Annotated in this window: 9 protein-coding genes and 1 pseudogene; 2 read left to right on the top strand and 8 right to left on the bottom strand. The window is 74.2% G+C overall.

Annotated features, from left to right (window positions below):
- Positions 1 to 13: 13 nt before the first annotated feature.
- The 7 genes and pseudogenes from KIS93_RS58090 to KIS93_RS58065 all read right to left on the bottom strand — a co-directional run.
- Positions 14 to 1117, bottom strand: a complete 1104-nt coding sequence (locus tag KIS93_RS58090) for a zinc-binding dehydrogenase (RefSeq protein WP_080039599.1) — start codon at positions 1115 to 1117, stop codon at positions 14 to 16.
- A gap of 26 nt (positions 1118 to 1143) precedes the next feature.
- Positions 1144 to 1923 (bottom strand): aldo/keto reductase, encoded by a 780-nt coding sequence (locus KIS93_RS58085; RefSeq protein ID WP_222108093.1) that lies wholly within the window; start codon positions 1921 to 1923, stop codon positions 1144 to 1146.
- A gap of 88 nt (positions 1924 to 2011) precedes the next feature.
- A complete protein-coding gene (locus KIS93_RS58080; protein WP_080039597.1) occupies positions 2012 to 3082 on the bottom strand; it encodes a beta-ketoacyl-[acyl-carrier-protein] synthase family protein in 1071 nt (356 codons plus the stop codon).
- The gene (locus KIS93_RS58075) at positions 3079 to 4590 is read right to left on the bottom strand and encodes an acyl-CoA reductase (RefSeq protein WP_080039596.1); all 1512 of its coding nucleotides are present in this window, start codon (positions 4588 to 4590) and stop codon (positions 3079 to 3081) included. Before KIS93_RS58075 ends, KIS93_RS58080 begins: the two co-directional genes overlap by 4 nt.
- A complete protein-coding gene (locus tag KIS93_RS58070; protein ID WP_080039595.1) occupies positions 4583 to 5938 on the bottom strand; it encodes a long-chain-fatty-acid--protein ligase in 1356 nt (451 codons plus the stop codon). The genes KIS93_RS58075 and KIS93_RS58070 overlap by 8 nt, the downstream gene beginning before the upstream one ends.
- On the bottom strand, positions 5935 to 6474 hold the full coding sequence (locus KIS93_RS68655) for an acyl carrier protein (protein ID WP_246005551.1): 540 nt from the start codon (positions 6472 to 6474) through the stop codon (positions 5935 to 5937). The genes KIS93_RS58070 and KIS93_RS68655 overlap by 4 nt, the downstream gene beginning before the upstream one ends.
- Positions 6475 to 6501: 27 nt before the next feature.
- A pseudogene (locus KIS93_RS58065) lies at positions 6502 to 11084 on the bottom strand (type I polyketide synthase); the annotation flags it as partial.
- A 341-nt stretch (positions 11085 to 11425) separates the two neighbouring features.
- Here KIS93_RS58065 and KIS93_RS58060 point away from each other — a divergent pair.
- Positions 11426 to 11911, top strand: coding sequence for an alpha/beta hydrolase (locus KIS93_RS58060; RefSeq protein WP_186405080.1), 486 nt, complete (start codon positions 11426 to 11428; stop codon positions 11909 to 11911).
- Positions 11869 to 13281: a cytochrome P450 gene (locus KIS93_RS58055; protein WP_186405079.1), complete on the top strand. Its 1413-nt coding sequence runs from the start codon at positions 11869 to 11871 to the stop codon at positions 13279 to 13281. Before KIS93_RS58060 ends, KIS93_RS58055 begins: the two co-directional genes overlap by 43 nt.
- On the opposite strand, the gene KIS93_RS58050 is transcribed toward KIS93_RS58055, so the two are convergent.
- Complete coding sequence (locus KIS93_RS58050) at positions 13278 to 14186, bottom strand: hypothetical protein (protein WP_080039592.1); 909 nt, start codon at positions 14184 to 14186, stop codon at positions 13278 to 13280. The genes KIS93_RS58055 and KIS93_RS58050 overlap by 4 nt on opposite strands.
- Between the last annotated feature and the right edge of the window lie 18 nt (positions 14187 to 14204).

Raw genomic sequence — 14204 nt, 5'->3', positions numbered from 1 at the left:
GCCGCCGGTCCGGCTACGGCCTGAGCACGACGCGCACCTGTGCCGAAGCGTGGTCGGCCAGGAGTGCGACGGCACTCTCGACCTCCGCCAGCGGGCAGACCCGCGTGACCGAGGCCGACAGGTCGAGCCGGTGGTGCGCCAGCAGGCCGGCCACCCGTCGCAGGTCCTCCAGGGGGTAGCCGAGGAACGCGGCGGCGGTGTGCTCGCGGTCGTAGAAGCGCCCGAAGTCCTGGATGGCGATCGCTCCCGTGCACACCCCGGCCAGGACCAGGCGGCCCCGCATGCCCAGCAGCGACTGGGCCTGATCGCGCGCTTCGGGACGGCCGGCGAAGTCGACGGCCAGGTCGAAACCGCGACCGCCGGTCAGGGCGTCGGCCCGGGCCGGAGCTTCGGGATCGGCCGGGTCGCAGGCCAGGTCGGCGCCCAGGTCGAGAGCGCGCCGGCGGGCCTGCGGCAGGGGATCGAAGGCGACGATCGGCGCCGCGCCGGCGAGCCGGGCGATCTGGACGCCGTGCGCGCCGAGGCCGCCGACTCCCCACAGCGCGACGCTTTCGCCCGCGCGCAGGGCGCCGATCCGGATGAGCGCGCGGTAGGGCACGGTGACGGCGTCCGGAACGATCGACGCGGCCTCGGGCGGAAGCTCGTCCGGCACCCTGACCAGCGCGTGATGGGCGGAAAGGGCGTAGTTCGCCCATCCGCCGTCGACGTCCATGCCCAGAGTGCGCAACGACGCGCACGGCCCGGACATCGACCCGCACGCCGCGCACAGCCCGCAGCGTTGCCGGGACATGGGCATGACGCGCTGCCCCGCCCGCCAAATGCCGGGTACGCCCGGGCCTACCGCGGCGATGGTCCCGGCGATCTCGTGGCCGAGGGTGACGTGGTGCCCCGGCCCGCCGTCGGGGGTGAAGGCACGCAAGGAGCCGTCGAGGACGTGGACGTCCGTCAGGCAGACGCCTGCGGCGTCCACCCGGATCAGCACCTGGCCGGGGCCGGGCCGCGGAACGGGCACCTCGTGCAGGCCGAAGGAGCCCGTCGAGGTCTCCAGCCGCGCGGCGGTCATCGTCTCGGGGAGAACGGCCGGGTCCTGGGTCCCGGCGTCGATGGTGTGCGTCATGCCGCTCCTGTCGGGGGTGTCGGTGGTCAAGAGCTCAAGGCGGTCAGCCGCGCCATGTCGGCATCGCTCATCCGGCCGGCGACCTCGGCCGCCCCGAGGTTCTCCAGGAGGTGGCCCGGATCGCCGGTCCCTGGGATGAGGAGGATCCCCGGGTGCCGGTTGAGCAGCCACGCGAGCGCGACCTGCGCGGGTGATGCGGCGAGGCCGTCCGCCACCTCCGTCAGCACGGACGCGCGGCGTCGCGCCGTGGTGCCCAGCGGGAAGTAGGGCACGAACGGGATGGCCGCCTCCGTGCAGGCGTGGTGCACGTCCTCGCTGCCGCGGTCGAAGAGGTTGTAGCGGTTCTGCACCGCGGCGACCGGCGCGATCGCGGTCGCGCGAGGCAGGTGGCCGGGAACGATGCCGCTGAGGCCAAGGCAGCCGATGTCGCCCTTGGTGACCAGCTCGGCGAGCGTGCCCCATGATTCCTCGAACGGGGTGGGATCGTGGTCGAGCAGCCCGTCACCGCCGACTCTCAGATACACGAGGTCCAAGCGGTCACGACGGAGGTTGCGCAGGTTGCCGTGCACCTGGTGGGTGAGCTCGGCCGGTGCGGCCGCGGGCAGCCACGCGCGGGTGTCGTCCCGCCGGACACCGACCTTGGTGGCGATGAGCAGCGTGTCCGGATACGGGAACAGGGCGTCGCGGATGAGGTGGTTGGCGACCTCAGGCCCGTAGAAGTCGGCCGTGTCGAGGTGGGTGACGCCGTGGTCCACCGCGGTGCGCAGCACGCCGATCGCGCGGTCGCGGTCGGCGGGTGGCCCCACACCCCCGGCCCGGGCAGCTGCATCGTCCCGAATCCGACGCGGCCCACGGATCGGCCGGCCAGGGAGGAGGGGGATGGTGATGTCGTGGTCATGTCTGCGCTTTCGTGTCGGTGGGCCGATGGCTCGGGCACGTCGGGGCGGGACGGCGGAAGACGGCGCACGTCCAGGTGAATCCGCCGCCTCCGTTGAGGATCAGCGCGTGCTCTCCCGGCGGCAGCGAGCAGGTCGCGGCGGGGAAGGCGGCGAGGTTCGCCAGCAGGTCTCCCGCTCCCAGGTGTCCGGTGTGCTGCCCGAGATCGAGGCAGGGCACGCCGGGGAGCAGCCGTTCCAGGACCGGGCGGTAGAGGGCGGCCAGCGTCCGCGCGCCGACCCGCGGCAGCAGGACCATGCGCGGTGCCGGGCCGCCGTGATCGAGGCCGGCGTGCCGCAGGGCGGTGCGGATCGCCTCGGCGGCGCCCGCCTGGGCCGCGCTCCGGAAGGTTTCGGCATCGTGCTCGGTGAGGAAGCGCCGGCGGGTCTCGCGCGGATGGGGGGCGCCGGTGTCGCCCGGACGCCGGCCCGCGCGGTGCACGGCCTCGAGGTGCGGGGCGGCGGTGGACGCGAGCGCCATGAGCTGCAGGTCGTCGCGGCCGGGCGCGGGCAGGTCGATGACGGCGGCGCAGCCGGCGTCGCCGTACAGCATGATGTCGCCGCGCCAGCGGTCGAATCCGGGCGGGACGAACGTGTCCGCCGCCGTGATCAGCACGGGCCCCGTCTCGGGGTCGGCGGTGAGCCAGGCCGCGGCGGTGTGCAGCGCGGCGGCGGAGCCGTTGCTCATCTGCTGCACCGACAGCGGCAGGGCGCGGCCGGCGCCGAGCCGGTCGGCGATGTGGTGGGCCGGCGACCAGAACGGATGCGCCGGCCGGTGCAGCCAGGTGTGGATCAGGAGGCGGATAGCCGAGGGCCGCGTGGCGGCCAGCTCCAGGGCGAGCCGGGCCGCCTCCACGGCGAACGCCTCGGGGGTGTCTCCCGGCTCGGCGGCGGGCAGTGCCTCGTAGCCGCTGGCCGCATGGTCCTGCGGTCGCAGCAGCCCGCCGGCCAGCGCCTCCGACACCTGCAGCGAGCGGCGCGGCAGGTGGACGGCGGCGGCGCGGATCGCCAGCGGCGCGCGGAGTCTCATGGCGCGGCCCTGGTCGGGGCGGGTTCACCGGGGCCGTCCTGGAGCCGTCCCAGGCACTCTTCCGGCGCCACCTGGGCCGGGTCCGCTCCCTGATCGGTGATCCAGCGGATCATCCGGCGGACGGGCTCCACGCAGTCCTGAGGAAGCTCGTGCCGGTAGTGGGTCGCGTAGCCGAGGTCCACGATCCGCTGCACCCCGTACAGGGGCGCCGTGTCGCGCACCTCGCGGCGCAGGGACGGCGGGTACACGCCCAGCGTCTGCGTCGCGGAGGTGAGGGCCGGCACCGCGTCGCGCGCGTCCGCCACCGGGACGACGTTCACCACCCGGCCGCTCAGCTGCTCCGGGAAGTCGAGCGCTTCCCCGGTCAGCGAGACCACGACGGCGCCCTCACCGTCGTGGCCGCCGAGCACCTTGTACCAGTCGGGCACCGCGCGCAGGGCCTGCAGCCGGGCGCGCAGCTCCGGGTCGAACCGCCGGGCGGGAGTGCTGACCTGTGCGGGCAGTGCCCGGATCTGCGCGTACACCAGGCGGGCCCACTCGCAGGCCCGGGCGAGGCCCTCCGCCCCGGTACCGGTGGCGACATAGATGACCTTGCTGTTCATGCAGCCGAGCTGGTTGAGCGCGCCGACGTCCACCGCGGCGCGCCGGGCGGTCTCGGCCATCTCCTCGCCGGAGGCGAAAGCCTCCGGGCCGACGAGGGACGCGCTCAGCTTCGGGTCGAAGGTGAGCAGCTCCAGCCCCGGCCGCAGATACCCGGTGATGTGCCGGATCGCGGCGTGGCCACCCCACGCGACGACCTTCTCCAGGTGCGCAGGATGGTAGAGCTGCCGCTCCAGCGCGGCGTCGCCGCCCTTCCAGTGGAGCACGCTCAGGTGCTTGGTGAGCGGGTGCCCGGGAGCCATGGCGGCGGCGGTGCGGGCGATGGCGGGTGCCGTCAGCGGATCGTTCGACGGGGTCTTGATGATGGCGTCGCCGCGTGTCAGGGCGTTGCGGATGACGGTGAGCGCGGCGATCATCGGGCTGTTGCCGGCGATGACGTGCACCGCACGCGCGCCCATGGCCCGCACCGACGCGGTGCGGCCGTCGGGCTGACGTACCTGCTGCCAGCCGTCGAGCGCCGCCGCGCCGCCGGCCTGCCGGGCGACGGCACGGATCGCCTCCGGCGTGAACAGGCTCGGCAGGTGGGCGTAGGTGCTGAGCAGGAGCGGCGGGGTGAGGTCGGACCAGGCGGAGGAGCGCTGGACGGCCTCGGCGATGAGCGGATTGGCCTCCGGGCGCAGCCGGGGGCCGAGTGCCACGAGGTAGTCCTCGATCTCCTGGTAGCGCAGCGCGCCGACGTCCGCCATCGCGGCCGGATCGCGCAGGGGCAGGTCGCGCAGCAGCGTGTGCGGGTCGGGAGCCTGGAAGCCGCCGACGCCGTCGCGGGCGGCGAACCGTACGGGCGGGCCGGTGACGGTCCTGCCCCGCAGCACGGACGCGGCGTGGGGGACGTCGCCGGATTCAGGCACGAGTGTCCTCCAGGTAGCGAAGGGCGTCGGCGTGGGCGTCGGGAGCCGCCGCGCAGGTGATCTTGTCCTCGCCGCCCTGGCCGGCGTCGTAACGCTCGATGCGCCGGTCGATGTGGGGGGTGGAGCGTCCGCACGGGCACGCGGAGAAGCCGGCCGTCACGCGGTCGCCCGAAGCGAACCCTCCCCAGTGGACCTCCGCCATCAGGTCGAAGAAGGCCGCCCGTCCGGTCTGTACGCCGCTGCGGGGAAGCGGCCGCCCGGTCTCGGGGTCGAGGACGTAGAGCACGACCCAGGGCTCGATGTGGAAGCGGCCCTGCGAGCAGAGCCGGTTGAGCGCCATGACTTCGGACAGCGCGTAGATGTGGTGCAGCGCGGGCACGCCGAAGAACGCCCGGACCGTCCGTTCCCAGTCGTCCGGCACGGCCTGGTTCTTGGCTCCGCCTCCGGGCATGACGACGGAGCCCGGGTCGAACACCGCCTCCAGCCCTTGGTCCAGGCCGGCGCGGGCGACGGAGTACAGCAGGTTCCAGGTGTTCATGGCGATGACGCGGCGCCCGCGCAACGTGTCGGCGAGCTCCCGGGCGAAGGCCGCCATCGCCGCCCCGGGACGCTGGGCCTCCTGGAACTCCGTCAACCGGGCCGACAGCCCGGGGCCGGCCGGGGCCGTGTCCGCCGCGTGCAGCCGGCCGGCCAGGAACATCACGTCCGCGCTCATCAGGCCCGGATGCAGGCAGTGGAAGCGGTCCTCGTGCTGGGCGAACCGTTCGGCCATCGCCCGCCCGCACCGGGCGATCCCGCTGCGCCCGTACCGGTAGGACGGCCACACGACGTCCACGGGCGGCTCTCCTGCCACGAGCGCGTCGTGGCCCACGATCCGGAACAGCTCGTCGAACTGCCGGTGAGTGTGCGGCAGGAAGGACATCGTTCCCGACGTGCCCGAGGAATGGGCCAGGCGGAGCTCGGTCTCGGTGTCGATCCGCTCCAGCCAGGAGTCGATGCTGTCGCAGCCGGCGGTGCCGACCCCGGACAGGTCCACCGTGGTGAGCCGCTGGAGCCAGGCGGTGAGCCGGTCGTAACGGTTGGAGGCCAGCAGGGAGGCGGGGTAGGACTTGTACACGGTGTGCGGCAGCAGCAGCGGGGCGATGTCGTCGAGCGTACGGACCTCGTGGATCCCCGCGTCGTCGGCCAGCGTGTCGAGCACGGGCAGGCGGCCGCGCAGCGCCGCGTACCGCTCGCGCAACGCGTCGGTCTGCAGCCGGGCGAGGTCCTCCGACGGCAGCTCGTGCATGGCCTGCCGGGTGCCGAAGAAGCCGGTCGGGTCGGCGGGGAAGGGGGCTTCGCTGGTCATGCGGTGGCTCCAGTCGTGGTCGGTTGCCTGCACCGGCGTCCGGACAGCAGATCGGTCAGGTGGGTGGCGATCTGGGCGGAGGTGGGCCGGTTCCACAGGACGTTGGCCGGCAGGGCGACGTCCGTGCGCTCCTCAAGGGCGGCCCGCAGCCGGACCGCCAGCAGGGAGTCGATCCCCAGGTCCGGCAGGGCGCGTTCACCATCGATCGCGTCGGCCTGGGTGCCGAGCACGCCGGCCACCGCGGCGCGGACCTCGTCGTACACGGCCGCGCGCAGCTGATCGCCGGGGAGGGCCAGCAGGCGCGCCGCCGCCGCGTCGGGGGCGCCGGCCGCGGTGCGGCCGGGCCGCGCGGGAGCGTTCAGGCCGCGCAGCAGCGGCGGCCGGCTCCCGTCGCCGCCCTGCCCCGTCAGACGGAAGACCGCCAGGTGCGGGGCGGGCGCCTGCACCGCGCCGTCCCAGGCCCGCAGCGCCTGGTGCGCGGTGATGTCGCCGACGCCACGGGCGGCGAGCTCGGCGTCGATCACGTCGGAGGACATGGACATGCCGAGGCCCCGCCAGCTGGTCCAGGCCAGCGACACCGAGGTGTCCTCCGGCGCGACGGCCCGCCGGTGTACGGCCAGGGCGTCGAGGAAGGCGTTGGCCGCCGCGTAGGCGCCCTGGCCGGGCAGCCGGAACAGGTGCCCGGCGGAGGAGAACAGGACGAAGAAGTCGAGGCCGCCGGGCGGATACAAGGCGTGCAGGGCGAGCGCGCCGGCGACCTTCGCGTGGAGTGTGGCGCGCACGTCGTCGTCGGTGAGCTCGCTCAGCCTGCGGTTCACGACGGTCCCGGCCGCGTGGACGACTCCCCGCACGGGCGGCATGCCCAGGGCCTCGGGATCGAGCAGCCGTTCGAGCGTCGCGTGGTCGGCGACGTCGGCCGCCACGACGCGGACGGTGACACCCTGCGCCTCCAGCGACCGCACCGCATCGACGCGCCGGCGCAGCGCCGGGTCGGCGACGGTGGGCCAGGCCGTCCGCGGCGGCAGCCCGGTACGCCCCAGCAGGACCAGCCGGCGGGCGCCGCGGGCGGCCAGGTGGGCGGCGACCTCCAGGCCGAGGGCGCCCAGGCCCCCGGTGATGAGGTAGACGCCGTCGGCGTGGCACCGCAGCCGTTCCCCGCTCCGGGCGTCGCCGGCGCCCGCGGTGGTCAACCGCAGCGTCTCGACGACTCCCTGCCGCACGGACTGGACGTCCCGGTCGTGCGACGTGTCCAGGAGGCCGGTCAACGCGGCGACGTCGGCGGCGGCCGGCCGGGCGGGCAGATCCACCAGGCCTCCCCAGATGCCGGGACGCTCCTCCGCCGCGATGCGCGCCAGCCCCCACAACGGTGCCTGGCCGAGGCTGGAAGCGTCGGTGGCGTCGCGCACACCGGTGGTGAGGCACCACAAACGGCCGGCGGTCATGCGGCGAAGCACCTGCAGCATTCCCAAGACAGCCGCCTCGGCTCCTTCCGCGCCGGCTCCTTCAGGTGCCGCGAACAGCACGGTCGGGGGCGGGGCGGACGGCAACCGGCCCGGATCGTCGACCAGGTGCAGCCGGGTGCCGAGTTCCTCGGCGAGCAGCGCGCGAAGCGTCTGCCCGCCGCCGACCAGGACGACCTGTCCCACGGGCGGCGGGGCCGACGCGTCGGGCTCCACGGGCCGCCAGACGGGCTGGTGGAGCAGCGCGCCGGCGGGCTCGGCCTCGACCGTGGCCGGATCCAGCAGGCCGAACCTGAGCCCCGACAGCCGGGCCGAGCAGGCGCCGTCATCGCCGCGGATGGACACGTCGACGGTGTCGGGCCCGGTGAGCCGCACCAGGATCCGCGCCCGGCCGGGTGCCGGGCCGCGCAGCACGGCCTCGTCGATCGCCGCGGGCATCCGCAGGGCGGCCGGGCCGGGAAAGATCGTCGAGGCCATCGAGGTGGCCGCGTCGAGCACGCTCGCCCAGCTCGCCGGAACGGGCGACTGCTCCGGCGCCGCCGCCACCAGCCCTTCCAGGCTACCGGGACGCCGCCGGATCCAGGCGAAACTCCAGGGGAACCCCATCGCCGCGACCCCCAGCTCCGCCAGCCGCTCCCGCACGTGGCCGGGGTCGAGCGGCTCGGCCGGCTCCGTGGCCGGATCACCGCCGCCGTCCGCTTCCAGCGGGCTACCGGATGCGACCTGGGCGGTCGCGTGCGTGAGCCACCCGGAGGTGCCGTGCGCCCGCGACGCGAGCCGGATGACGCCGTCCTGCCGGACGACCTGGACGTCCCTGGCGGTGTCGGCGCTCACCGGGACGCGCAGCCGCACGTCCCGCAGCCCGACGGGGGAGGACGGATCGCCGGTGTCCGGGAGTGCGGCGGTGAAGAACGTGGTGAGCAGCACGGCCGCCGGGACGATCTCGACGCCGAGCACCGGGTGCGACAGCGGATAGGGCCGGCTGTCGAAGTCGAGGTGCGTCGCCCACAGCCGCATGGGGGGCGAGGTGCCGACCTCCTGCCCCGCCCCCAGCAGGGTGTGCCGGTCGGGATCGTGGCCGCCCGCCGCGGCGCCGGCGGGAGATCCGTCGACCCAGTACGGGACGTGCTGCCAGCAGGTCGTGGGCAGGTCGGTGAGCCGGCCGCCGGGATGCAGGGCCGGCCAGTCCACCGCCGCGCCGTGGGCGTAGAGCCGGCCGAGATTGTCCAGCAGGGTCACCCGTTCCGGTTTCGCGCGGCGCAAGGTGTGCGCCACGCACGCCGCCGAGCCCGCCTGCGTCCCGGTCAGGGTCTCCTCGATGGAGTGCGCCACCACCGGGTGGGGCGAGATCTCCAGGAACAGCGTGTGCCCGTCGTGCGCGGCCGCCTGGACCGCGGCTCTCAGGCGCACCGGCTCGCGGAGGTTGGCCGCCCAGTACGCGCCGTCGCGCGAGGTGCCGGAACGGGGGTCCGCGAGCGCTGTGGAGTAGAGCGGGATCCGCGCGGGGGAGGGGCGAAGGAAGCCGGCCGCCTCGACGAGCCGGGGACACAGCGGCTCCATCTGCTCGCTGTGGAAGGCGACGTCGGAATCGACCCGGCGGACCGCGACGCCCTCCGCGGTCCAGGCGCGGCACAGCTCGTCGATCGCGCGCGCGTCGCCGGCCACCACGCACGTGTGCGGCGAGGAGTCGATGGCGGCGCTCACGGCGCCGCCGAGCGTCGCGATGCGCCGGGCGGCCTCGTCGAACGGCAGGTCCACCTGCGCCATGGCGCCGCGGCCGGCGACCCGTGCCACCAGGGCGGAGCGGCGGCACACCAGCCGGGCGCCCTCCCGCACCGTGATCGCTCCGGCGGTGACCGCCGCGGCGATCTCTCCCACCGAGTGTCCGATGACGGCGGCCGGCCGCAGGCCCCGGGCACGCCACACGGCCGTCAGCCCCACCTGGACGGCGAAGATCAGGGCCTGGACCCGCTCCGTCCCGCCGAGCCCGCCCTCGCGGAGCGCCTCGATCGGGGAGAATCGCATCTCCTGCTCGTAGACGTCGGCGAACGCGTCGAGCGCGGCGGCGAACGCGGGCTCGGCGGCCAGCAGTTCCTGGCACATGCCGGCCCATTGGGAGCCGTGTCCCGAATAGACCCACACGGCATCCCGTGCGGTGTCCGGCGCGCGCGCCGGCCGGCTGTCCGGACGCGCGGCGGCGCGTAGCGCGGTCGTCAGCTCCGCGTGGTCGGCCGCGACGACCGCGATCCGGTACGGGAGATGCTGGCGGCGCAGCGCGAGGGTGTGCCCCACGTCGCGCAGAGCGCTTCGCGGGGCCGCGTCCGCCAGCCGCCCGGCCAGCTCCCGCACCGCGGCCGCGGACGCGCCGGACACCGGGAAGAGCCGCGGAGTCCCGCGGTCGCCGGCGTCCGGTGGCGCCGGGGCTTCGGAGCCGGGCGCTTCCTCCAGCACCGCGTGCGCGACGGTGCCGCCGTACCCGTAGCTCGACACGCCCGCGCGGCGCGGCCCCTCCGGCCAGGGGATGGTCTCGGTCACCAGCCGCAGACCCGAGGACCGCTCCTGGAGGAAGGCGGCCGGGCCCGTGGTCATCGGCAGCGCGGGAAGCGTCTTGCGCCGCATCGACTCGACGGTCCTGATCAGCCCCGCGATCCCGGCCGCCGCCTCCAGGTGCCCGATGTTCGCCTTCACCGAGCCGATCAGGCAGGGCGGCCGGTCCGTCCGTCCGGCGCCGACGACCTCGGCCAGCGCCGCGATCTCCACCGGATCTCCGAGCCGGGTGCCGGTGCCGTGCGCCTCCACGTAGTGCACGTCCTGAGGGGCGATCCCGGCCTGTGCGTAGGCCCGCCGCATCACGTCGGCCTGGGCCGCGGAACTCGGCGCCATGATGCCCTCGGTACGGCCGTCCTGGCCCACCGCGCTGCCGCGGATGACCGCCAGGACCCGATCCCCGTCACGGCGGGCGTCGCGCAGCCGCTTCAGCACCACCACGCCGCAGCCCTCGCCCCGGCCGTAACCGTCGGCCGCCGCGTCGAACGGCTTGGATCTCCCGTCGGGGGAGATCGCGCCCGCCGCGTCGAGCACGACGGTGAGCCCGGGCCCGGACATCACCAGCACCCCACCGGCCAGCGCCAGCGGGATCTCGCCCAGCCGCAGCGCCTGGCACGCCTGATGGAGCGCGACCAGGGAGGAGGAGCAGGCGGTGTCGACGCTCAGGCTGGGCCCGCGCAGGTCGAGGGTGTAGGAGATGCGATTGGCCACCGCACAAGGGGACGCCCCGATGCCGGTCCACGCGTCGATGCCGGGGAGGTCTTCCAGCAGCCGGCGGCCGTAGTCGTCCGACCCGACCCGGCGTAGACGCCGGTGCGCGTTCCCTCCAGCGAACGTGGCGGAATGCCGGCGTGCTCCAGCGCCTCCCAGGCGACCTCCAGCATGATGCGCTGCTGCGGATCCAGCTGCCGGGCCTCGGAGGCGGAGATGCCGAAGAAGGCCGCGTCGAACCCCGCGACGTCGCTCATGAACGACGCCCGGCTGGTCGTCCGGCGCAACACGGCCGCCTGCCGTGGCCCCGCCCGCCGATAGGGGTCCCAGCGGCCGGGCGGGAGGTCGCCGCAGGCATCACCGTCCTGTTCGGTGAACTCCCACAGCGCCGCCGGCGAACGAATGTCGCCGCCCGCGCGAAAGGCCATCCCGATGATCGCGATCGCTTCGACGGGGTGATCGGCGGACGTGGGGGTGCGGCTCATCTCGCTTGCTCTCATGAGGCTCCCGTTCGTGACGCGGGCGCGGGGTCTGGACCGAGGCGATCGCCCAGCCGACGGCCCCGCGACAAGCCATGGTAACTTAGAGTAAAGAATCAGTCACTTTCTGTATTCAAAGGAGTGGGGATGCGTGACCAGGCAGCGGGGAGGACGGGCCGGTCTCATCCCGGTTCGGTGGGAAGGTCCCGGCCGGCCGTCGTGCTGGCTCATGGGGCCGCGGGCAGCTGCGCCGCCAACTTCGGCCCGATCATCACCGCGCTGGCCGCATCATGGACCGTGCTGACGCCCGACTATCCCGGATCGGGCACGACGCCCCTCGACGACGGCCCCTCGAACTGGACGCCCTCGCCGACCGGCTCGCCGCCGCCGCGACCACCGCCGGCCACCACCGCTTCTCCGTGGTCGGATACTCGCTGGGCGTGCCCGTCGCCGTGCGGACCGCGATCCGCCATCCAGGCCGGGTCCGCTCCCTCGTCCTGACGGCAGGCTTCGCCGCGCCCGACCCGCACCTGCGACTCACCCTGGCTCTCTGGCGGCACCTGGCGGCGCAGCGCGAGCATGCGGCCCTTGCCCGGCTGTTCCTGCTGCTCGGCACGGACCCCGCCGACCTCGCCCGCCACACCCCCGCTCAGCTGGACGAGGAGATCGCCCGGACGGCCGCGGCCGTCAACCCGGGATCCTCGCGCAGGCCGAGCTCGCCCTGCGCGCCGACGTGTCCCGCGACCTGCCGCACCTCGACGTGCCCACGCTGGTGATCGCCACGGCCCATGACCATCTCGTCAGGCCCGAGCACTCCGAGCACCTGGCCGCCGCCATCCCCCGCGCCCGCCTGGCCCGGCTGCCCTGCGGGCACCTCATCGGCCCCGCCCACTTCGGCGCCTGGGAGCGTCTCATCAGCGACTTCCTCACCGAACCCGACCCCGCCGCCGTCGCGCGGCAGGCCGGCGCCTTCGACCATCACGCACCGGAGTTCACCCCGGACCTGGCGCACGCCGTCCACCACCGGCTCCAGGACGAACGGCCCATCGCCCGCACCGACGCCCACGGCGGGCTCGTGCTGCTGTCCCGGTACGCCGACGTCCGGCAGGCGCTGAAGGACCACCGGCGGTTCACTTCCGGTTCCGGCGTCTTCTGCCCGCGAGCCCCCGGAACCCCCTACTTCGCGCCCCTCGAGTACGACCCGCCCCTGCACACGGCGTACCGCGACCTGATGCGGCCCCCGTTCACCGCGGCCGCCGTACGCGCCCTGCGCCCGAAGGTGGACCGCCTGGTCGCCGAGCTGGTCAGCCCGGTCGCCGAAGCGGGCGAAGGAGACCTCGTCAAGGACATCGCGGTCCCGCTGCCCCTGGCGGCTCTGTCGCTGGCCGTCGGGTTCTCGGAAGAGGCTCAGAGCCGCATTCGCGCGCTGACCCGCAACACCTGGGAGCGCATGCCCAAGGACTCCCACCCGGATGGGTTCTGGCCGGCGTTCGCCGAGCTCTTCGACCAGGAGATCCGCCGCGCCAGGCGGCACCCCGGAGACGACTACCTGTCTGCGCTCGTCCGCGCCGACTTCCAGGGACGACCCGTCACGGACGAGGAGCTGCACGTCATGCTCGTCGCCTTCGCGATCGCGGGGCACGAGACGACCATGAACGCCCTGTCGCACCTCATGTGGAACCTGGCCCGGCAACCGGACCTGTACGACCGGCTGCGCGCGCGGCCCCACCTCGTCCCGCATGCCGTGGAGGAGACCCTGCGGATGTGGCCACCCGTCGACCACGGCTCGCGCCTGACGCAGGGCGACACGGCCATGGGAGGCGAGGTGATCCCCGCCGGGTCACGCGTTCTCCTGCTCACCGGTGCCGCCAACCACGACCCCCGGGTGTTCGACGATCCCTGCGCCTTCCGGCTGGACCGGGACCGGCCCCAGCGCCATCTGTCCTTCGGCTTCGGCATCCACTTCTGCATCGGTGCCCACCTGGCGCGGGCGGAGCTGGAATCGGTCCTGATGGAGCTGCTGCGCCACCCTCCCCTGACGTTGCGTGAGCCGGCCGTACGGCGCTACGAGAACGGCAGGCATGTGGGCTTCGACCGGCTGCTGATCCGCGCACCGGCCCCGAACCAGCGGCGGGCGCCCGGCTAGGGAATGACGTCCGTCCAGCCGCTCCAGTCGGAGGGGGTGTTGACGAGGTGGGCCCGCCATCTGTGCCCCGAATGGTGCTGGGTGTAGATGACGTACCAGCCGTCCAGGTTGGGGCAGATGCCCTCCCCGGCCTTGCCCAGCGACGAGGCGAAGATCTCCACCTTCCCCGTGGTGGCCGGCAGGCCGTCCACCTTGACGTAGACGCGGTGCCGGTATCTGAGCGGAGTGTGCAGGGTCTTGATCTTGGGTTTGCCACAGACCGCGTCGCTGTGGTGGTGGACCGTGACGTGCAGCTCCCGGACCTCCTGGTAGCCGAGGCTCAGCTCCGGGCGCACCGTGCCGCTCGTGTCGGGGCTGAAGTCGGTGGTGAACGTGCCGTCCCTGTCCGTCACGGTCCTGCCGAGGTGGATCCACTCGGTGTCGTCGTCGGGCCGGAAGGCGATCAGGACGACCTGCCCGGCGAACGGCACCCACCTGCCGTCGGTGAAGAACTGCGCCTGCCCGCGCACCTGAGGCGACTGCCCCTCGTCGATCTCGAGCGGTGCGGCCTCGAAGCCGATGATCCGGGTGCGGAACCTCGGCCGCTCCGGATCCCATCGCACCTCGAAGTCCAGCTCGGCCGTGTCCGTCTCGGCGTCCACCTGGAGCACCCATCTGCCGACCTGCTCCTCCGGGCGGAACACGTAGGAGGGGTACCAGTCGGGGTCGCCGCGCTCGCCTCCCGGTCGCAGGTTCACCACGGATCCGTCGGGCGTGACCAGCCGGGCGGAGACCGACGTGGGGCCGCTGACGGATACGTGGAAGACGGCCTTGACCGGCTCCGAGCCCAGGTGAACGACCTCTGGGATGATCTCGACCAGGTCGAGGACGCCGTCGCACTCCTCGGCTCGCAACGCTTGGGCCATGGGGCCCCCTTCCGGGAG

Origin of the sequence: [Actinomadura] parvosata subsp. kistnae, assembly GCF_900323885.1 — a bacterium.
In the GTDB taxonomy this organism is placed as follows: domain Bacteria; phylum Actinomycetota; class Actinomycetes; order Streptosporangiales; family Streptosporangiaceae; genus Nonomuraea; species Nonomuraea composti.
The sequence above is the reverse complement of the archived record's forward strand: the minus strand, read 5'-3'. Positions and strand labels throughout refer to the sequence as shown.

Bases quoted from the DNA above. Each gene is read 5' to 3' on its own strand.
- KIS93_RS58090 (WP_080039599.1), bottom strand. From the start codon at position 1,117: ATGACGCACACCATCGACGCCGGGACCCAGGACCCGGCCGTTCTCCCC.
- KIS93_RS68655 (WP_246005551.1), bottom strand. From the start codon at position 6,474: ATGTCCTCCGACGTGATCGACGCCGAGCTCGCCGCCCGTGGCGTCGGC.
- KIS93_RS58070 (WP_080039595.1), bottom strand. From the start codon at position 5,938: ATGACCAGCGAAGCCCCCTTCCCCGCCGACCCGACCGGCTTCTTCGGC.
- KIS93_RS58080 (WP_080039597.1), bottom strand. From the start codon at position 3,082: ATGAGACTCCGCGCGCCGCTGGCGATCCGCGCCGCCGCCGTCCACCTG.
- KIS93_RS58060 (WP_186405080.1), top strand. From the start codon at position 11,426: ATGGACCGTGCTGACGCCCGACTATCCCGGATCGGGCACGACGCCCCT.
- KIS93_RS58050 (WP_080039592.1), bottom strand. From the start codon at position 14,186: ATGGCCCAAGCGTTGCGAGCCGAGGAGTGCGACGGCGTCCTCGACCTG.